We start from the raw sequence: 19,067 nt of genomic DNA, 5'->3' as shown, positions 1-19,067 counted from the left end.
ACACGGTGTTTATCTGCTACCCACGGATGGTGGGTGTGTGTAAGTTTTCGGCCGGTTAGTGCCAGTTCCCTAAACCTATTGCTAGGTGTACAGGTCTGGTCTATCGATCCCATGGTCTGTGGGGGGCCTTATCCCTCTAAAAGGGTGAGAAGCCTGGTCTTGGAGAAGGTTTCCCGCTTAGATGCTTTCAGCGGTTATCCTGTCCGAACGTGGCTATCCAGCCGTGCCCCTGGTGGGACAACTGGTGGACCAGAGGTTCGTCCGTCCCGGTCCTCTCGTACTAGGGACAGGTTTCCTCAAGCTTCTGACGCGCGCGGCGGATAGAGACCGAACTGTCTCACGACGTTCTAAACCCAGCTCGCGTGCCGCTTTAATGGGCGAACAGCCCAACCCTTGGGACCTGCTCCAGCCCCAGGATGCGACGAGCCGACATCGAGGTGCCAAACCATCCCGTCGATATGGACTCTTGGGGAAGATCAGCCTGTTATCCCCGGGGTACCTTTTATCCGTTGAGCGACACCCCTTCCACTCAGAGGTGCCGGATCACTAGTCCCGACTTTCGTCCCTGCTCGACATGTACGTCTCGCAGTCAAGCTCCCTTGTGCACTTACACTCAACACCTGATTGCCGTCCAGGTTGAGGGAACCTTTGGGCGCCTCCGTTACATTTTAGGAGGCAACCGCCCCAGTTAAACTACCCACCAGGCACTGTCCCTGAACCGGATATACGGTTCGAAGTTAGAGGCCCAATACGATCAGAGTGGTATTTCAACAATGACTCCACACACACTGGCGTGCATGCTTCACAGTCTCCCACCTATCCTACACAAACCGTATCGAGCACCAATACCAAGTTGTAGTGAAGGTCCCGGGGTCTTTTCGTCCTGCCGCGCGTAACGAGCATCTTTACTCGTAGTGCAATTTCGCCGAGTCTATGGTTGAGACAGTTGAGAAGTCGTTACGCCATTCGTGCAGGTCGGAACTTACCCGACAAGGAATTTCGCTACCTTAGGATGGTTATAGTTACCACCGCCGTTTACTGGGGCTTAAATTCTCCGCTTCACCCCGAAGGATTAACGGGTCCTCTTAACCTTCCAGCACCGGGCAGGCGTCAGTCCGTATACATCGTCTTGCGACTTCGCACGGACCTGTGTTTTTAGTAAACAGTCGCTTCTCACTGGTTTGTGCCACCCCCCACCGCTGCCGGCTGCAAGAGCCATGACAGTAGGAGGTCCCCCTTCTCCCGAAGTTACGGGGGCATTTTGCCGAGTTCCTTAACCATAGTTAACTCGTACGCCTTAGTATTCTCTACCTGACCACCTGTGTTGGTTTGGGGTACGGGCCGTGTGTGAACTCGCTAGAGGCTTTTCTCGGCAGCATAGGATCACCGAATTCGCCTCAATCGGCTATGCATCACCTCTCAGGATATGTGAGATCCGGATTTGCCTAGATCTCTCCCTACAGGCTTACCCCGGTATTACCACTGACCGGTACGGCTACCTTCCTGCGTCACCCCATCGCTTGACTACTACCAGAGAAGGTCCCGCGCAGCCGGCGACTTTCCGCTCCCGAAGGATTGGATAGGCCACCATTTGGGCGGTTAGTACCTCTGATTCATCATGGGCGCGCACACACGGGTACGGGAATATCAACCCGTTGTCCATCGACTACGCCTGTCGGCCTCGCCTTAGGTCCCGACTCACCCTGGGCGGACTGGCCTGCCCCAGGAACCCTTGGTCTTTCGGCGGGCAAGGTTCTCACTTGCCTTATCGCTACTCATGCCTGCATTCTCACTCCCACACCCTCCACAACTGGATCACTCCGCTGCTTCACTGGATGCAGGACGCTCCCCTACCCATCGATTACTCGATGCCGCGGCTTCGGCGGTGTGCTTGAGCCCCGCTACATTATCGGCGCACAATCACTTGACCAGTGAGCTATTACGCACTCTTTCAAGGGTGGCTGCTTCTAAGCCAACCTCCTGGTTGTCTTCGCGACTGCACATCCTTTTCCACTTAGCACACGCTTAGGGGCCTTAGCCGGCGATCTGGGCTGTTTCCCTCTCGACGCACGGAGCTTATCCCCCGCCGTCTCACTGCCACGCTTTCACTTACCGGCATTCGGAGTTTGGCTGACGTCAGTAACCTTGTGAGGCCCATCGGCCATCCAGTAGCTCTACCTCCGGTAAGAAACACGCAACGCTGCACCTAAATGCATTTCGGGGAGAACCAGCTATCACGGAGTTTGATTGGCCTTTCACCCCTACCCACAACTCATCCCCTCAGTCTTCAACCTAAGTGGGTTCGGTCCTCCACAACATCTTACTGCTGCTTCAACCTGGCCATGGGTAGATCACTCCGCTTCGGGTCCAGAACACACCACTACACCAACCCCTCTGGATTGGATACGCCCTATTCAGACTCGCTTTCGCTGCGGCTACCCCACACGGGTTAACCTCGCGACATGTCCCTGACTCGCAGGCTCATTCTTCAAAAGGCACGCCATCACCCCACGCAAGCGAGGGCTCTGACGGATTGTAGGCACACGGTTTCAGGTACTATTTCACTCCCCTCCCGGGGTACTTTTCACCATTCCCTCACGGTACTAATCCGCTATCGGTCATTGGGAAGTATTCAGGCTTACCGGGTGGTCCCGGCAGATTCACAGCAGATTTCACGGGCCCGCTGCTACTCGGGGACAGCCTCACAACAGAGTTCATGTTTTCACGTACCGGGCTCTCACCGTCTACGGCAGGCCATCCCAAGACCACTTCCGCTAACACAAACTTTTCTCACTGTTGCCCCAGTCGGCGGACTGGAGAAGAAACGCCCCACAACCCCGCACACACAACCCCCGCCGGGTATCACATGCATACGGTTTAGCCATCCTCCGCTTTCGCTCGCCACTACTCACGGAATCACTGTTGTTTTCTCTTCCTACGGGTACTGAGATGTTTCACTTCCCCGCGTTCCCTCCCGACGGCTATATATTCACCGGCGGGTAACACGACATCACTCGTGCTGGGTTTCCCCATTCGGACATCCTCGGATCAACGCTCGGTTGGCAGCTCCCCGAGGCTTATCGCAGCCTCCTACGTCCTTCATCGGCTCCCAATGCCAAGGCATCCACCATGCGCCCTTAAACACTTACAACACAGATAAAACCAAATAGAAGAAAAAAATTGCACATCAAACACACACAACAAAAACCCAGGCTCCCGAAGAAACCCAGACTCTTCTTGCGTGCTAGATGCTCGCAACCACTATCCACAAATCAAACACCACACCCCACCACCAAAGATGGAGCAACAACAAGAACTCCCACCCAACGGTGTGAGCCGGCACAAGACCCTCACATAGAGGACCAAGACCGCGGGCCTGTTGTCTCAAAGCCCAATAGTGTGTCTGGCAGTTTCAAAAGTTTGTTGTGCACCGACCGACAGCCCACTACAGGCGCCGGCACTGATCTCCCAACCGTACTGATCCCACACTCGTGGGGACGGGGGAACTTAATTGGTGCTCCTTAGAAAGGAGGTGATCCAGCCGCACCTTCCGGTACGGCTACCTTGTTACGACTTCGTCCCAATCGCCGATCCCACCTTCGACGGCTCCCTCCCACAAGGGGTTAGGCCACCGGCTTCGGGTGTTACCGACTTTCATGACGTGACGGGCGGTGTGTACAAGGCCCGGGAACGTATTCACCGCAGCGTTGCTGATCTGCGATTACTAGCGACTCCGACTTCACGGGGTCGAGTTGCAGACCCCGATCCGAACTGAGACCGGCTTTGAAAGGATTCGCTCCACCTCACGGCATCGCAGCCCTTTGTACCGGCCATTGTAGCATGTGTGAAGCCCTGGACATAAGGGGCATGATGACTTGACGTCATCCCCACCTTCCTCCGAGTTGACCCCGGCAGTCTCCTACGAGTCCCCGGCATAACCCGCTGGCAACATAGGACAAGGGTTGCGCTCGTTGCGGGACTTAACCCAACATCTCACGACACGAGCTGACGACAGCCATGCACCACCTGCACACAGGCCACAAGGGAAACCACATCTCTGCAGTCGTCCTGTGCATGTCAAACCCAGGTAAGGTTCTTCGCGTTGCATCGAATTAATCCACATGCTCCGCCGCTTGTGCGGGCCCCCGTCAATTTCTTTGAGTTTTAGCCTTGCGGCCGTACTCCCCAGGCGGGGTACTTAATGCGTTAGCTACGGCACGGATCCCAAGGAAGGAAACCCACACCTAGTACCCACCGTTTACGGCGTGGACTACCAGGGTATCTAATCCTGTTCGCTCCCCACGCTTTCGCTCCTCAGCGTCAGTTACTGCCCAGAGACCCGCCTTCGCCACCGGTGTTCCTCCTGATATCTGCGCATTCCACCGCTACACCAGGAATTCCAGTCTCCCCTGCAGTACTCAAGTCTGCCCGTATCGCCCGCACGCCCACAGTTAAGCTGTGAGTTTTCACGAACAACGCGACAAACCACCTACGAGCTCTTTACGCCCAGTAATTCCGGACAACGCTCGGACCCTACGTATTACCGCGGCTGCTGGCACGTAGTTGGCCGGTCCTTCTTCTGCACATACCGTCACTTGCGCTTCGTCTGTGCTGAAAGAGGTTTACAACCCGAAGGCCGTCATCCCTCACGCGGCGTCGCTGCATCAGGCTTGCGCCCATTGTGCAATATTCCCCACTGCTGCCTCCCGTAGGAGTCTGGGCCGTATCTCAGTCCCAGTGTGGCCGGTCACCCTCTCAGGCCGGCTACCCGTCGTCGCCTTGGTAGGCCATTACCCCACCAACAAGCTGATAGGCCGCGGGCTCATCCCACACCGCAAAAGCTTTCCACCACACACCATGAAGCGCGTGGTCATATTCGGTATTAGACCCAGTTTCCCAGGCTTATCCCAAAGTGCAGGGCAGATCACCCACGTGTTACTCACCCGTTCGCCACTCGAGTACCCCGAAGGGCCTTTCCGTTCGACTTGCATGTGTTAAGCACGCCGCCAGCGTTCGTCCTGAGCCAGAATCAAACTCTCCAAACAAAAACTCCCGGGACAAACCCAGGCGAATTCGAATCAGAACAATTCGATCTCAACAAAAGACACCAAAAACTGGCATCAAAAAAACAACCATCCCACGTGGCAGGAAGACGGGGAGTCCCCCACCAAGATGGCCAAAAACAACAAACAAAAACCACCAAACACACTATTGAGTTCTCAAACAACACGCCCGATTTTACTGCGCACTGGTTACCCGGCGATTAAGCCGCGTAGGTCCTGCAGGCAGTGAGTTACACCCACCTTAGTGGGTTTCCCTCTCGGATTTGTCTTCGCTCTCCGGCTCTTGTCCGTGTCGCTCTGACTCGCAATAAGTTACGGCAGGGCTAACGGTGAGTCAAATCCGCAGGTCAGCGCAGCGTTACTGCAGGTCAGCACGATGACGTCGGGGCTACTGCGCCGCCCCACGCGCCACTCCGGCAATGTGCCGCTTGCCACGTCGCAACACGAGCCAATGATTGTGGAGAAAGTCCAATTCCTGTGGTACCCACTCGTCGCTTTCGATTCGCACGTTGTTCACGTACGCGCCGCCCTCCCCTACCGTGCGCCGCGCTTCCCCCTTGCTCTTGCACAGCCCGGTGGAGACCAACAGATCCGTGATCGCCGTGGCGCCGCCCGGCGCGAGCTCGGCGACCTGGCCATTACTGGCCTCCTGCAGCGCAGCGGCCAGCGTCGGCTCGTCGAGATCGGCAAGTTCACCCCGGCCGAACAGCGCCTGACTTGCCAGTTCGACGGCATCGGTGGCGGCCTGCCCGTGCACCAACGTGGTGAGTTCCCGGGCCAGGGTGCGCTGGGCGGCGCGCTCGTGCGGACGTGATTCGGTGGCCTCGGCCAGCGCGCCGATCTCCTCGCGCGTCAGGAAGGTGAACCACTTCAGGTACCCGAGGACGTCGGCGTCGGCGGTGTTGAAGAAGTACTGGTACCAGGCATACGGGCTGGTCAGCTCGGGGTCCAGCCAGATGTTGCCGCCGCCGGTGGACTTCCCGAACTTCTTGCCCTCGGAGTCGGTGACCAGCGGCGTCGTCATCGCGTGCACCACCGCACCGCGCTTCTGGCGCACCAGGCGCACGCCGGCCACGATGTTTCCCCACTGGTCGGAACCGCCGACCTGTAACCCGCAGCCGTAGCGTTCGTGTAACTCCACGTAGTCGTTGGCCTGCAGGAGCATGTAGCTGAACTCGGTGTAGGAGATGCCGTCGCCCTCGAGCCGGCGGCGCACCGTGTCACGGTCCAGCATGACGTTGACGGAGAAGTATTTGCCCACGTCACGCAGGAATTCGATGGCGGACAGCTCGCCGGTCCAGTTCAGGTTGTTCTCCACGATGGCGCCGGTCGGAGACCCGTCGAATTCGACGAACCGTTCCAGCTGACCGCGGATCCGTCCGGCCCATTCGGCCACCGTGTCGGTGGTCTGCATGGTGCGCTCACCGCTGTCGCGGGGGTCGCCGATCATCCCGGTGGCCCCGCCGGCCAGCACGATCGGACGATGCCCAGCCTGCTGGAAACGCCGCAGCGTCAACAGCGGGACCAGGTGGCCGGCGTGCAGGCTGGGCGCGGTGGGGTCGAATCCGGAATAGACCGTGAGCGGTCCGTCGGCGAGCGCGTCGGCAAGCGCGTCCCGGTCGGTTGACTGCGCGATCAGGCCGCGCCACTCCAGCTCGTCGAGAATGTCAGTGCTCACGGGTCAATCTTCGCGCACTAGTCGCTGGCACCGGGTGCCGGTGCCCGGGGGCTGCGCCGGTACGCCGATACCTCGGGCCGACCCGGCGTCCAGAACCGCCACTCCCGGTCGGCAGCGGTGCTCACTCCCACCCGCGGCCCGGCGAGTGCGGAGTTCTGCGGACGCAGCTCGAGGCGGATCGGAGAATCCGGGTCGAAGAGGTCAATACCGTTGTCGTCCATGGTGATTCCGAGTGCCGAGCACAGGTTGCCCGGACCACGGGCCAGCGCTCGGCCCATCGGGGTGACACCGCGGCGCATCCTGGCCACCGGCTCACCGTCGTCGATGACGGCCGCCCGCAGCAGCACCGCGGCGGCGACGCCGTCCGGGCCGCACGCGACATTGGCGCACACGTGGATGCCGTGGCTGCGGTAGGTGTACATCCGCCCGGCCGGCCCGAACATCACGGTATTGCGCAGTCGTGGCCCGCGAAAAGAATGCGAGGCCGGGTCCGGCCAGGGCCCGTCGGGCGGGCCTCCGTAGGCCTCGACTTCGACGATCGTGGCACTGACCTCGCGTCCGTGCAGTTGCGCCCCCAGGAGTCGACGGGCCGCGGTCACCGGTTCGATCGCCAGCTGCTCAGCACCCACGGATCCGATTGTGCCTGCTCCCTTGACACCGCCCACAACCCGGCGGATATTCATCACATGATGAGTTCATCGCATGATGAATATCGGCGAGACGCCTCCGAGCCCGCCGTCCAGATCGAGAATCTGCACGTCACCAGGGGCAAACGCACCGCGCTGGCGGACGTCTCCCTGCGCATCGCGCGCGGAGCGATCACCGGGCTGCTCGGCCCGTCCGGCTGCGGCAAGACCACCCTGATGCGCTCGATCGTCGGCACCCAGATCATCTCGTCGGGCACCGTCACCGTGCTGGGGCTGCCCGCCGGCAGCGCAGCGCTGCGCCGCCGGGTCGGCTATGTCACCCAGGAACCGACCATCTACCCGGACCTGCGAGTCATCGACAACGCCCGCTACTTCGCCGCGTTGTACGGCTCCGACAGCCAGGCCGCCGAGGACGCGGTCACCGCTGTGGGACTCGACGATCACCGAACGGCGCTGTGCGCCAACCTGTCCGGCGGGCAGCGAACCCGGGTGTCGCTGGCCTGCGCACTGGTCTCCCATCCCGATCTGCTCGTGCTCGACGAGCCCACCGTCGGGCTGGACCCGGTGCTGCGGGTCGACCTGTGGGAGCAGTTCGACCGGCTGGCCCGCGCCGGAACCACGCTGCTGGTCTCCAGCCATGTCATGGACGAGGCCGACCACTGTGGCGACCTGCTGCTCATGCGGGAAGGCCGGCTGCTCAGCCACACCACCCCGACCCGACTGCGAGAGGAGACCGGATGTCCGTCACTGGAGGAAGCGTTCCTGTCCGTCATCAGGCGCAGCACCGCGGCCTGAGCCGTCCCGGACGGCCGGGCACCTCGGGCTATCTGGCTACCACCGGCCGCATCCTGCGCCAACTGGCGTCCGATCACCGCAGCGTGGCGATGATCCTGGCCGTCCCGACCCTGATCATCACGCTGCTGTACTTCATGTTCGCGGATCTGCCCACCCGCCCCGGCGCACCGTCGCCGTTCGACAATGCCTGCCTGATCATGCTCGGTGTCTTCCCGCTGATCGTGATGTTCCTGATCACCTCCATCACCATGCAGCGGGAGCGGGTGTCCGGAACCCTGGAGCGGATCCTGACCACACCGTTGCGCCGGTTCGATCTGCTGGCCGCCTACGGGACGGCGTTCTCCATCGCCGCCGCCGCCCAGGCCACGCTGGCCTGCATTGTGGCCTTCTGGTTGCTGGGTTTCAGTACCGCCGGCAGCCCGGTGCTGGTGATCCTCATCGCCATCGTCAATGCGGTACTCGGGGTCGGGCTGGGCCTGCTGTGCAGTGCCTTCGCCCGCACGGAGTTCCAGGCCGTGCAGTTCATGCCCGTGGTGATCGCCCCCCAGCTGCTGCTGTGCGGGATCATCGTGCCGCGCGACGCGCTGCCGGACTGGCTGCAGTGGATCAGCAATGCGCTACCGGCCAGCTACGCTCTGGAGGCGTTGCAGCAGGTCGGGGCCCACGCCGAGCTGACCGGCATCGCGGTGCGCGATATCGCGGTGGTGATCGGATTCGCGGTCGTCGCGCTGGGGCTTGCTGCTGCCACCCTGCGACGACGGACACCGTAGCCCGAGAAAGACACCGTGACCCAAGCTGAACGCAAGCGCCCCGGACGCCCCCCGGGGAACTCCGATGCCCGCGACCGAATTCTGCGGAGCGCTCGGGAATTGTTCGCCCGCAATGGTTTCGACAAGACCTCGATCCGAGCCATCGCCGCGGACGCCGGCGTCGACAGCGCCCTGGTGCACCACTACTACGGCACCAAACAAGAACTGTTCGCGGCCGCGATCGAGATCCCGATCGACCCCATGCAGGTGATCAGGCCGCTGCGGGAGACGCCGGTCGATCAGATCGGCACGGTGCTGCCGTCAATCCTGTTGCCGCTGTGGGATTCCGAACTCGGAAAGGGCTTCATCGCCACTCTGCGGTCGCTGCTGGCCGGTGCCGATGTGAGTCTGGTCCGGTCGTTCCTGCAGGAGGTCATCACCGCCGAGATCGGCGCTCGGGTCGACGACCCGCCGGGCTCCGGCGCGGTTCGCGTGCAGTTCGTGGCATCCCAGCTGGTGGGTGTGGTGATGGTGCGCTACATCCTGGAACTGCAGCCGTTCGCCGGGCTTGAACCCGAACTGATCGCCAAGACGATCGCGCCGAATCTGCAGCGCTATCTCACCGGGGATCTGCCTGCGCTGAACTGATCAGTCGCTGGTGCTCGGCGTCATCGCTGACGACCACCGCTTCATCGACGAGCAGCACCGGGATGCCGTCGACGATCGGATAGGCACGCCGCAGCCGGGGGTTGTAGAGGCATTCACCGGCAATGTATTCCAGTGGGCCGCGGTCCTGCGGGCACACCAGGATGTCGAGCAGCTTGGCGTCCAGTGTCATCCGCTCAGCGACCGGGCATTCCGAAGATGGAGTCACCCTGCATCGGGTTACCCGGACCCCAGCCACCGGCCGGACCCATCTGCTGGCCCGGGCTGGTCGCCGGTCCGGTCGGGCCTTGCTGCGGCGGGGCCTGGCTCGACATCTGCGCCAGCGTGCGGCGCTGATAGGACAGGGTGGCCTGCAGCGCCTCGATCAGCGGACCCTGGTTCGGCCGGCGGTTGAGGCCGTCGAGCAGGGCCTGTGAGTTGGCCGGAGACGGGCGGACACCGCGCTGGCGCAGGGTCACCACCTGCTCGATGAGCTTGGAGATCTGACCACCGCCGCTACCGGTCTGGTATTGCTCGGCGATCATCGCCAGCACCTGATCCGGGGACACCCGCTGGGGCTGCTCCTGGGCGGCGTTCGTCGCCGGCTCCGCGATCGCGGTGGGTGCGACACCCATCCCGAGGCCCGCGGCGGCAGCGATGCCCACCAGGGCGCCCGCCGTCCATCGGCGCAGGGAAATGCCGGTTGCGGCGTTCTCCGTCGTCATCTCAACCTCTCCATTGCCGTCCCGGGGAGCCTAACAGTGCGCCCGCCGGCGGGCATCACGACTGACTGCCCAGGATCTCGGCGCGCACAGCCGCCGTCATGCGCCTGTACTGCTTGCTATCGGTGTCCAGGTACCAGGCGTTACGTGAGGACTTCGGCACGCCCGAGGCGCGCAACGGGGCGATCTCCGGGCGGTAGGACGCGCTGAGCGTCATGGTCTGAGCGACGTAGACGATCGCCGGACCGACGCCGACCGGCAGCGCGGCCAATGCCTCGTTGACCTCCGCGCTGGGCAGGCTGCCACCGGGACGCAGCGCAACCGCCGTCACCACCAGCGGTTTGCCCTGGACGTCGACGCTGTAGGTCACCGCGAGATCGACCGATCCGGCTCGGCTGATCGCATCGTTGACGGCCGCGGTGAACACCGGCCCGTCCGCTGTCCGGATCACCGCACTGCGGTTGTCGACGAGCCAGAAGTCGCCGTCCTCGTCACGTCGGAAGAGTTGTTCGGTGGACACCCAGGTGTCGGCGGGCGCGAAAACGCCCCGCTTCACCGATGCGGTCGGGTCCACCGGCCCACGCGGGCGGGCCAGCATCACGCCGACCTCCCCCACCTCGGCCCGGCGCACGAAACCGTCCTCGTCTTCCAGGACCACGTCGTCATCCACGTCGTACGCCGCGAGTTCGACGTGCGGACCGCCGGGCACCGGGCGCCCCTTGCTGCCGATCTTGGCGCCGGCCACGTTCGACAGCACGGCCTGGCCGTCGGTGGTGGCGAAGAACTCGACGACCCGGGCGGGCGCGAACGCCTCGATGACCCGGCGCCACAGCCCGGTCGGCATGCCGGACCCGATGAACAGACGCACCGAATGGGCGCCCGACACCGTGAACGACGGATCGTCGATGACCTCCCTGAGCATCGCCCAGGTGTAGGACACCACCGTCACCCCGTACTGCCGGATCTCCTTCACGAAACGCCCCGGCTCCAGGCCTCGGGACAGCGCGATGCGGGCACCACCGACCACCGCGCCGCCCAGGCTCACCAGCAGCCCGGACGGATGGTGCAGCGGGGTCAGGCAGTACACGGTGTCGCGGTTGCCGAGGTTGGCCGCCGACGCGGTGCCCAGCGCGGACAGTGCCCACCGGTAGTTGGTGATCTGGCGGGCGACGAGTTCACCGTTGATGTTCGCGAACGCGACGTAGGCGAGGTCGCGGGCGAAGCCGGGGTTCGGGCGGTACCAGCCGGGCAGGGCGACCCGGTCGGGATCGATCTTCTCCATGTCCACCACCGGCGCGGCGTCGCCGTCGGGCAGGTGCAGATCGCGGGATTCGCCGCCGCCGAGCACCAGGACCCGGCGGCCGAGGGCGCGGGCGGCGTCCAGGTTGGCCGGGTCGGCGATGATCTCGGCGACCCCGCCGAGGCGGGCGGCCTCGGCGAGGTCGGCGTCCGGCGGCATCAGCACCGCCACCGCGCCGAGGCGGGACAACGCGGCGATCGCCACCAGCGCGCTGGGCCGGGTCTGCATCAGGACGCCGACCCTGACCCCTTGTCGCACACCGACTTCGATGAGTCCGCGCACCACGTTGTTGACGCGCCGGTCCACCGCTTCGTAGGTGTGCACGCGGCCGTCGAACAGCAGGAACTCACCGTCAGGATGGCTTTCGGCCTGCTCGGTCATGACCCGTCCGAGCGAGATGCGGGTGTGGTCGTTGATCTGCCCGAGGCGCGTCAGCCGCGGCAGCGTGCGGGCCGTCTCCACGATCAGCGTGCGGGCCGACTTGTTGGTGGCCACCACCGCGTCCGCGGCCGAACGGGCCAGGTCGAAGGCCATCTCCGAGGCGGCCACCGCACCGTGCGCCACCCGGGAGGTGAGCGCCACGCCGCCGTCGGCGGACTCGGCGGCTTGCTCGCCCATCGGCACGACGTCCTCGGGCAGCATTGCCTCCCCGTTGCGCCATTTGACCCAGGACGCCACCGTCGGCCAGGTCTGGGTCGCCGCCTTCGAACCGACGACCAAACCGAAATGCCCTGCCCGGATCAGGTATTCGTAGGTGTCGGCCTGCGGTGCCGCAGCGCGGATGCCCCGCACCGAGGCCGGCTGGCCGATGTCGTCGACCTCGCCGATGACAGCGAGCACCGGGCAGGTGATGTCGGCGAGCGTGACGAGTTCCCCGCGGATGGAGAAACCGCCCGACATCATCCGGTTGTGCGCGATGAACTGCTTGAGCAGTTCCGAGATCGCCGGGCCCGACCAGGCGATCCACCCTTCGGAGTCCAGGAAGCGGCGCTGCTGTTCACGCGGCAGCAGTGCATCGCGGTCGTGCAGCTGGCGCAGGAAATCCAGCCGCGCCTGCGCGGTCTTGAGCGGGTCGAGCATCTGGAAACCGGTGCGCGCCAACCAACCCGGGATGTCGATGCGGGAGAACACGTGGTCGGCCATGAAGTTGGCGGCGACCGCGCCGACGTTGGGTGGGATACCCATCGGCAGGGCGGCCAGCGTGTCGACCGGCGATCCGAACGCCACGATGCTGGCCAGGTCCTTGGACCGCCGGTAGGCCGCGGTCTGGTAGCAGAACATGCCGCCCTGCGAGTAGCCGGCGAGATGCACGTCGCTGCCGGTGACCGTCTTGACGGTGTCGATGGCCTGGCTCAGCGCCACCACGTGGTCGGCGAGGTTGCGCTGCATGCCGCCCTCGACCTGGTCCGGCGAGCCGAAATCGATCACCCAGGGATCCAGCCCCGCGGCGTGCAGGATGCCGACAGCGCCGTCGTCGCGGGTGACGTCCCACATGTCGGCAGACATCATCATCGGGTGCACCATCAGCACCGGCGGCCCGGGCGGCACCGAACCGGGCCGGGTGTCGGGCGGGAAGTACCTGCGCAGCCGGTACATCGGCACGCTCTCGATGATCTGAAACGGCGAGGGGACCGCACCGGTCTCCAGGCCGCCGTAGCGCAGAACCTCGATTCCGTTCTGCGCGGTAGCCAGTAATCGGCTCACCGGTCCGGTGATCAACGAGAAATCCGCCAACGCCCTCCCCTGCCTACGAGACTTCAGATCCCCGATTGCCCCGACATCATGGCACAGCGTTGCTGGTCGGCCCCCGCTAATGTCCGGGCGAACGTCCGCCGCGACTCGCCTAATGGGTACGGATCGGCAAGTCGCTGACGGATCTTCTCTGGTTAGCGGGATGCTGGTCACTGAGCCGCCGGTCGGTGAGCACTATTTTCGCCTGGCGCGATGGTCGATTCCTAAGGCTAGATCGTGCCCCGGCCGGTTCGGTGAGGTCGCCTGTAGCGCTGATGGGATGTCGTGCCGGTTCGAGCACTGATCCATTAGGTCGCCGCCGGGTGTCCTTGGGCTCGGACAAGTACAGCACCGACGAGCACCCGGGAGGCGGGGAGGTGGATGGCACTGATTTTTCTAGGAGATGACTGGGCCGAAGAGCATCACGACGTGTATCTGATGGATGAGGTCGGTAAACGGCTTGCCGCCAAACGATTCCCTGAAGGGCTAAGTGGAATCCGCGGGTTGCACGCATTGGTCGCCGAACACGCCGAAGAGCCCGGCCAGGTCGTCGTCGGCATCGAAACAGATCGTGGATTGTGGGTGGACGCCCTGCTCGCCGCCGGGTATCAGGTGTTCGCGATCAATCCACTGGCCGCAGCCCGTTACCGCGACCGCCACCACGTCTCGGGGGCGAAGTCCGATCCCGCCGACGCCAAACTACTGGCTGACCTGGTGCGCACCGACCGGCACAATCACCGCCCGGTCGCCGGCGACAGCGAGGGGGCGGCAGCAGTGAAAGTGCTGGCACGAGCCCATCAGAGTTTGATCTGGGCCCGGACCCGACACACCAATATGTTGCGCAGCGCTCTGCGTGAGTACTACCCGGGTGCCTTGGAGGTCTTCGATGAACTCGACGATCGCGACGCACTGGCCGTGCTGAGTCGTGCTCCGACCCCGGCCGAGGGTGCCCGGTTGAGTCTGGCCAAGATCCGATCGGCACTCAAAGCTGGTGGGCGCCAACGGTATATAGAATCTCGGGCACTGGAAATCCAGGCCGGACTACGCACCGAGCAGTTGACTGCCGGGGACACGATGACCGCGGCGTTCGCCGCCAGCACCCGCGCTGCGGTCGGCATCATCGCCGAACTGAACCACCAGATCAGCGAGCTCGAGACCGAGTTGGGCGCACATTTTGAGACACACCCGGACGCCGGCATCTACCGTTCCCTGCCAGGACTTGGTGTCATCCTCGGCGCCCGGGTGCTCGGTGAATTCGGGGATGACCCGAATCGCTACACCACCGCCAAGTGTCGCAAAAACTACGCCGGAACATCACCGGTGACCATCGCCTCAGGGCGAAAACGCGCGGTACTGGCCCGTCATGTCCGCAACCGGCGCCTCTACGACGCGATCGACCAATGGGCCTTCTGCGCCCTCTCTAACAGCCCCGGAGCCCGCGCGTTCTACGACCAACGCCGCGCCGCCGACGACCTGCACCACCAAGCCCTACGCGCCCTGGGCAACCGCCTCGTCGGCATCCTGCATGGCTGCCTACGCCACCACAGCACCTACGACGAGCACACAGCCTGGGCACACCGCCAGCCCACAGCCGCTTGACAACTTACGCACCTGGGATGTCTAGCCTGGTGGGGACATGGCGCATCTTCTCGGGGCCGAAGGCCTCCATCTGCAATACCCGACCAAAGTGGTTTTCGACTCGGTCTCCCTCGGTGTCAACGAGGGTGACCGGATCGGCATCGTCGGCCGCAACGGCGACGGGAAGTCCAGTCTGCTGGCGATGCTGGCCGGCCGGCTCACCCCCGATTCGGGGCGGGTGACGGTGCGCGGCGGGGTCCGCGTCGGCGTGCTCGACCAGGGCGACACCCTCGACCCCGACGACACCGTCGGTCACGCCGTGGTCGGTGATATGCCCGAGCATGAGTGGGCGGGCGATCCCCGCGGGCGCGACGTCATCGCAGGATTGCTCGGCGGACTGGACTGGGACGCGGTGGTCGGCACCCTGTCCGGCGGTCAGCGCCGGCGGGTCGCGCTGGCCCGACTGCTGGCCGGCGACCACGACGTGCTGGCGCTCGACGAGCCCACCAACCACCTCGACGTCGAGGCGATCACGTGGTTGGCCGAGCATCTCAAGCGCCGCTGGTCGCCGTCGGCGGGCGGGCTGTTGGTGGTCACCCACGATCGCTGGTTCCTCGACGAGGTGTGCACCGTGACGTGGGAGGTGCACGATCGCATCGTCGAACCGTTCGACGGCGGGTACGCGGCCTACATCCTGCAGCGGGTCGAACGTGACCGGCAGGCTGCGGCCAGCGAGGCCCGCCGGCAGAATCTGGCCCGCAAGGAGCTGGCCTGGCTGCGCCGCGGCGCACCGGCACGCACCTCGAAGCCGAAGTTCCGGATCGACGCCGCCAACGCGCTGATCGCCGATGTGCCCGAGATCCGGGACAAGGTGGCACTGCAGTCGCTGGCGGTGACCCGGCTGGGCAAGCAGGTCGTCGACTTGCTCGATGTGTCGGTGAGCTACGACGACCGCGCTGTGTTGCGGGATGTCGAATGGCGCATCGCCCCGGGCGAGCGGACCGGCATCCTCGGCGTCAACGGGGCCGGTAAGTCGACCCTGCTCGGCCTGATCGACGGCTCGGTGCAGCCCACCGAGGGCCGGGTCAAGCACGGCAAGACGGTGCAGATCGCCACGCTGACGCAGGGTGTCGACGCGCTGGCCGACCACCTCGACGAACCGGTCCGGGTGGTGATGAGCAGACTGGCCACCACCTACACCTTCGGGACGGGTTCCAAGGCCCAGGAGCTCACCCCCGGACAGCTGCTGGAACGCCTCGGCTTCGCCAGCGCGCAGCTGTCCACCCCGGTCAAGGACCTGTCCGGCGGGCAGTTGCGGCGCCTGCAGCTGCTGCTCATCCTGCTCGGGCAACCCAACGTGTTAATCCTGGACGAGCCGACAAACGACCTGGACACCGACATGTTGGCCGCGATGGAGGACCTGCTGGACTCCTGGCCGGGCACGCTGATCGTGGTCAGCCACGACCGCTACTTCCTGGAGCGGGTCACCGATCAGCAGTTCGGCATTCTGGGCGGGCATCTGCGGCATCTGCCCGGCGGGGTCGACGAGTATCTGCGCCTGCGCGCCGCGCATGACGCCCAGACCGGTCCGGCCCCGGCCAAACCCACGGTGCAGGAGGGTTTGTCGGGGGCGGACCTGCGCTCCGCGCAGAAGGAGATCGCGGCGATCGAACGCCGTCTGGAGAAGCTGACCGGACTGATCGATACCGCGCACGTCGCGCTGGCCGAACACGACCAGGGCGATTACGAAGGGCTGCAGCGGCTTACCGGTGCGCTGCGCGACCTGGAGAACGAGGTGGTCCAGCTCGAGGAGAAATGGCTCGAGCTGTCCGACGCGGTCGGCTGAGCGCATACGATGGGCGCGTGCGATACGTGCTGGCGCCGCTGACGCTGTGCATTCGCTATTTCCCGCAGTTGGCGGCCTGCTATCTGGTCGGCTGGCTGCTGCGCACCGGGGTGATCGAATGGGCCGCCTGGGCGGGGCATGACAACGATCTGTGGGCCTCGCTGATCATGCCGTTGGCGGGTATCGCGCGGCTCGGGTCCTACGTGGCGATGTTCATGGTGATCCGGTCGGGTATCCCGACGTTGGCGGCACTACCGCGCCGGCAATCCCGACACATCGACATCTTCGCCACCATCATCGTGCCGTTCTTCGCGATCTACCTGGCGTGGCAGATGTTTCGCGAGGACTGGCTCACCTTCACCTACCGGACGCTGGCCTACAAGGTGGGCGCGCCGGCGTCGGCCACCGCAACCGAGATCGACCCGGCGATGCTGCCGGTCGGCACCGTCACCTTCTGGATCATCGGCGTCGCGTTGGTGGCGCGTTTCGTGCTGGGGCGCTTCCAGGACCGGATGCCGGCCTGGCTGCTGCCGGTGCAGGTGTATCTGGACGCGCTCTGGGTGTTCCTGATCCTGACCTTCTCGGCCAGCCGTGGGGTCACCCTGTTGATCAACCCCTCGGCGTGGATCGCCGAGCGTCGGGTCATCGTGTGGTTCAACGAGACCCGCGAGAGCGTGTTCTCGCATTTCCAATTGCTGGAAAGCGCGTGGAAGGGCCTCGTGTGGGCGATCGGCACCGTCTTAGGCGGCGCCGCGGTGCCGCTGATCTGGCTCGCGGTGGCGTGCATCGTCTACGGCGCCACGGAGAAGGCCGACTGGCGCGCCGAGGTTCGGCGCCTGGCCGGCGATCGCGCCGACCGCTGGATCGACCGTGTCGAACCCACCCGGACCCAGTTGAGCTCCAGCTGGCAACGGGTGCCCGACAAGCTGCGAACCGAGGTGCGCAGCCAGGTCACCGGGCAGATCGGCAAGTTCAGGCCGATCGTGGACTCGGCCCATGTCATCGCCGCCGGCGGGTTGTTCGCGGTGTCGTTGTACGTGCTGGCCTATCTGGGGCTGGCGTGGCTGGACATGTCGGGCAGCTACTTCCGCGCACAGCTCGGCCCGGGATACCTGTTCCGCGGCATGGGCTGGCTGATCGGACCACAGGACATGACGTTCTGGCTGGGCACCTGGGATCTGATGGATCTGATCTCCCACACGCTCACCGAACCGCTTCGGATATGCCTGGTGGCCGTCATGCTCGCCTGGTGCCTGGACCGCGCCAAGGCCAGGGCCGTGCACGCTACAACTGCAGCCGAACCAGTATCGAACCCTTGACGTTTCGGATGTCGACGGCCGAGGGCTCGGTATCGGCCGGAACCAGGAATCTCATCGGCATCGAGGTTGCTTCACCGCACGGCCCGGTGCCGCGCCACATCCGTTCCCCGGCAACCAGATAGGCCCAACATCCGGATCCGGCCAGCGACGGGCCGGCCCGCTCCACGAGTACGTTCACCAGCACGGTCCCTTCCGGCAGCGACGCGTTGGATCCGGGCTGGCGAGTCGATCGGCTGACGTTGCGTACCGTCCACGTCTGCCCGTCGACGGTGATCGGCTGATCCGGTGCGGCGATGTGGGTCGGCCGCACCGTCTGCCGGTACCCGTCCCAGGCCGGCTGCAGGATGAGGGTCGCACCGACGGCCAGCGCTGCCGCGGAGACGGCGGCGCCGATGACGTTGCGCTTCCACAGCCCGACCGTCACGTCCCGACCACCTCTTCCGGCTCGATGACGATCAGATCGCTGCGGCTGACCGACGGGCCGGCCAGCGGCAGGTCGACGACCAGCCGGGAGTCCATCCGCCCGTCGCGGACCCACACCCGCAGCGTCATCTGCTGCGACGCTGCCACGAGATCGGAAGGCAGGTCGAACACCCAGGAACTGCGGACCGCGATCCCGGGTGCCAGGGAACCGGTCATCGGCAGGTAGCCCAGACGGTCGGTGGGCACGTAGGTGTTCGGGCCCACGAGGAGTTCGACGTTGGGCACCTCGTCGAAGCGGGTGGACATCACCTCGCCGTCGACGGCGACCCAGATGCCGACGGCGTCGACGACCGGCGCCGTGCCCCGCATCTTGCGTATCCGGGGGGCGATGCGAATCCCGTTGACCTCGGCGGTGATCGCCCGGCCGGCGGCCGGCTCGCCGATGCCGGCGTGCACATCGAACGGACCGTACACGTCGTCGGGGGTCGGCAGGTTGTGCCACAACACGGCCGCGGCCGCGATCACCACCGCGGTGGCCGAGACGCGCAGCGCCCGTGGCCAGGTCGTCATA

The 19,067-nt window shown here is 64.6% G+C and carries 13 protein-coding genes and 2 rRNA genes; 6 read left to right on the top strand and 9 right to left on the bottom strand.

Annotated elements, in window-relative coordinates; all coding sequences use genetic code 11:
- Nucleotides 1-35: 35 nt before the first annotated feature.
- The 4 genes from V4U86_RS11055 to V4U86_RS11040 form a co-directional block, all read right to left on the bottom strand.
- Nucleotides 36-3,151: ribosomal RNA gene (locus tag V4U86_RS11055) — 23S ribosomal RNA — on the bottom strand.
- 374 nt (nucleotides 3,152-3,525) lie between these two features.
- Nucleotides 3,526-5,045: ribosomal RNA gene (locus tag V4U86_RS11050) — 16S ribosomal RNA — on the bottom strand.
- Together the 16S and 23S rRNA genes form the textbook arrangement of a ribosomal RNA operon.
- 406 nt (nucleotides 5,046-5,451) lie before the next feature.
- The gene (tyrS, locus tag V4U86_RS11045; protein WP_395311261.1) at nucleotides 5,452-6,741 is read right to left on the bottom strand and encodes a tyrosine--tRNA ligase; all 1,290 of its coding nucleotides are present in this window, start codon (nucleotides 6,739-6,741) and stop codon (nucleotides 5,452-5,454) included.
- Nucleotides 6,742-6,758: 17 nt separating this feature from the next.
- Nucleotides 6,759-7,424: a DNA-3-methyladenine glycosylase gene (locus tag V4U86_RS11040; protein ID WP_395312005.1), complete on the bottom strand. Its 666-nt coding sequence runs from the start codon at nucleotides 7,422-7,424 to the stop codon at nucleotides 6,759-6,761.
- 3 nt (nucleotides 7,425-7,427) lie between these two features.
- On the opposite strand from V4U86_RS11040, the gene V4U86_RS11035 reads away from it, so the two are divergent.
- Genes V4U86_RS11035 through V4U86_RS11025 form a run of 3 tightly spaced genes read left to right on the top strand, consistent with a single transcriptional unit; the run spans nucleotide 7,428 to nucleotide 9,580 of the window.
- Nucleotides 7,428-8,183: an ABC transporter ATP-binding protein gene (locus V4U86_RS11035; protein ID WP_395311260.1), complete on the top strand. Its 756-nt coding sequence runs from the start codon at nucleotides 7,428-7,430 to the stop codon at nucleotides 8,181-8,183.
- Complete coding sequence (locus V4U86_RS11030) at nucleotides 8,126-8,953, top strand: ABC transporter permease (protein WP_395311259.1); 828 nt, start codon at nucleotides 8,126-8,128, stop codon at nucleotides 8,951-8,953. Before V4U86_RS11035 ends, V4U86_RS11030 begins: the two co-directional genes overlap by 58 nt.
- Before the next feature lie 15 nt (nucleotides 8,954-8,968).
- Complete coding sequence (locus tag V4U86_RS11025) at nucleotides 8,969-9,580, top strand: TetR family transcriptional regulator (protein WP_395311258.1); 612 nt, start codon at nucleotides 8,969-8,971, stop codon at nucleotides 9,578-9,580.
- On the opposite strand, the gene V4U86_RS11020 is transcribed toward V4U86_RS11025, so the two are convergent.
- Genes V4U86_RS11020 through V4U86_RS11010 form a run of 3 tightly spaced genes read right to left on the bottom strand, consistent with a single transcriptional unit; the run spans nucleotide 9,552 to nucleotide 13,333 of the window.
- Nucleotides 9,552-9,770, bottom strand: coding sequence for a Trm112 family protein (locus V4U86_RS11020; protein WP_395311257.1), 219 nt, complete (start codon nucleotides 9,768-9,770; stop codon nucleotides 9,552-9,554). The two genes, V4U86_RS11025 and V4U86_RS11020, sit on opposite strands and share 29 nt — an antisense overlap.
- 4 nt (nucleotides 9,771-9,774) lie before the next feature.
- Nucleotides 9,775-10,302 carry a hypothetical protein gene (locus V4U86_RS11015; RefSeq protein WP_395311256.1) on the bottom strand — a complete coding sequence of 176 codons (528 nt, stop codon included), beginning with the start codon at nucleotides 10,300-10,302 and terminating at the stop codon, nucleotides 9,775-9,777.
- Nucleotides 10,303-10,357: 55 nt separating this feature from the next.
- The gene (locus V4U86_RS11010; protein ID WP_395311255.1) at nucleotides 10,358-13,333 is read right to left on the bottom strand and encodes an acyl-CoA synthetase; all 2,976 of its coding nucleotides are present in this window, start codon (nucleotides 13,331-13,333) and stop codon (nucleotides 10,358-10,360) included.
- A gap of 384 nt (nucleotides 13,334-13,717) precedes the next feature.
- On the opposite strand from V4U86_RS11010, the gene V4U86_RS11005 reads away from it, so the two are divergent.
- Genes V4U86_RS11005 through V4U86_RS10995 form a run of 3 tightly spaced genes read left to right on the top strand, consistent with a single transcriptional unit; the run spans nucleotide 13,718 to nucleotide 18,073 of the window.
- Complete coding sequence (locus V4U86_RS11005; protein WP_395312004.1) at nucleotides 13,718-14,929, top strand: IS110 family transposase; 1,212 nt, start codon at nucleotides 13,718-13,720, stop codon at nucleotides 14,927-14,929.
- Nucleotides 14,930-14,966: 37 nt separating this feature from the next.
- Nucleotides 14,967-16,754, top strand: coding sequence for an ABC-F family ATP-binding cassette domain-containing protein (locus V4U86_RS11000; RefSeq protein ID WP_395311254.1), 1,788 nt, complete (start codon nucleotides 14,967-14,969; stop codon nucleotides 16,752-16,754).
- A gap of 17 nt (nucleotides 16,755-16,771) precedes the next feature.
- Complete coding sequence (locus tag V4U86_RS10995) at nucleotides 16,772-18,073, top strand: hypothetical protein (RefSeq protein ID WP_395311253.1); 1,302 nt, start codon at nucleotides 16,772-16,774, stop codon at nucleotides 18,071-18,073.
- On the opposite strand, the gene V4U86_RS10990 is transcribed toward V4U86_RS10995, so the two are convergent.
- Nucleotides 18,039-18,497 carry a hypothetical protein gene (locus V4U86_RS10990; RefSeq protein WP_395311252.1) on the bottom strand — a complete coding sequence of 153 codons (459 nt, stop codon included), beginning with the start codon at nucleotides 18,495-18,497 and terminating at the stop codon, nucleotides 18,039-18,041. The genes V4U86_RS10995 and V4U86_RS10990 overlap by 35 nt on opposite strands.
- Nucleotides 18,494-19,066, bottom strand: a complete 573-nt coding sequence (locus V4U86_RS10985; RefSeq protein WP_395311251.1) for a hypothetical protein — start codon at nucleotides 19,064-19,066, stop codon at nucleotides 18,494-18,496. The genes V4U86_RS10990 and V4U86_RS10985 overlap by 4 nt, the downstream gene beginning before the upstream one ends.
- Between the last annotated feature and the right edge of the window lies 1 nt (nucleotide 19,067).

Source organism: Mycobacterium sp. AMU20-3851 (genome assembly GCF_043974665.1).
In the GTDB taxonomy this organism is placed as follows: Bacteria; Actinomycetota; Actinomycetes; order Mycobacteriales; family Mycobacteriaceae; genus Mycobacterium.
The sequence above is the reverse complement of the archived record's forward strand: the minus strand, read 5'-3'. Positions and strand labels throughout refer to the sequence as shown.

What these genes read in the sequence shown, in the direction of transcription:
- V4U86_RS11020 (WP_395311257.1), bottom strand. Translation starts at nt 9,770, where the DNA reads ATGACACTGGACGCCAAGCTGCTCGACATCCTGGTGTGCCCGCAGGAC.
- V4U86_RS11030 (WP_395311259.1), top strand. Translation starts at nt 8,126, where the DNA reads ATGTCCGTCACTGGAGGAAGCGTTCCTGTCCGTCATCAGGCGCAGCAC.
- V4U86_RS11000 (WP_395311254.1), top strand. Translation starts at nt 14,967, where the DNA reads ATGGCGCATCTTCTCGGGGCCGAAGGCCTCCATCTGCAATACCCGACC.
- V4U86_RS10985 (WP_395311251.1), bottom strand. Translation starts at nt 19,066, where the DNA reads ATGACGACCTGGCCACGGGCGCTGCGCGTCTCGGCCACCGCGGTGGTG.
- V4U86_RS11015 (WP_395311256.1), bottom strand. Translation starts at nt 10,302, where the DNA reads ATGACGACGGAGAACGCCGCAACCGGCATTTCCCTGCGCCGATGGACG.
- V4U86_RS11040 (WP_395312005.1), bottom strand. Translation starts at nt 7,424, where the DNA reads ATGAATATCCGCCGGGTTGTGGGCGGTGTCAAGGGAGCAGGCACAATC.
- V4U86_RS11035 (WP_395311260.1), top strand. Translation starts at nt 7,428, where the DNA reads ATGATGAGTTCATCGCATGATGAATATCGGCGAGACGCCTCCGAGCCC.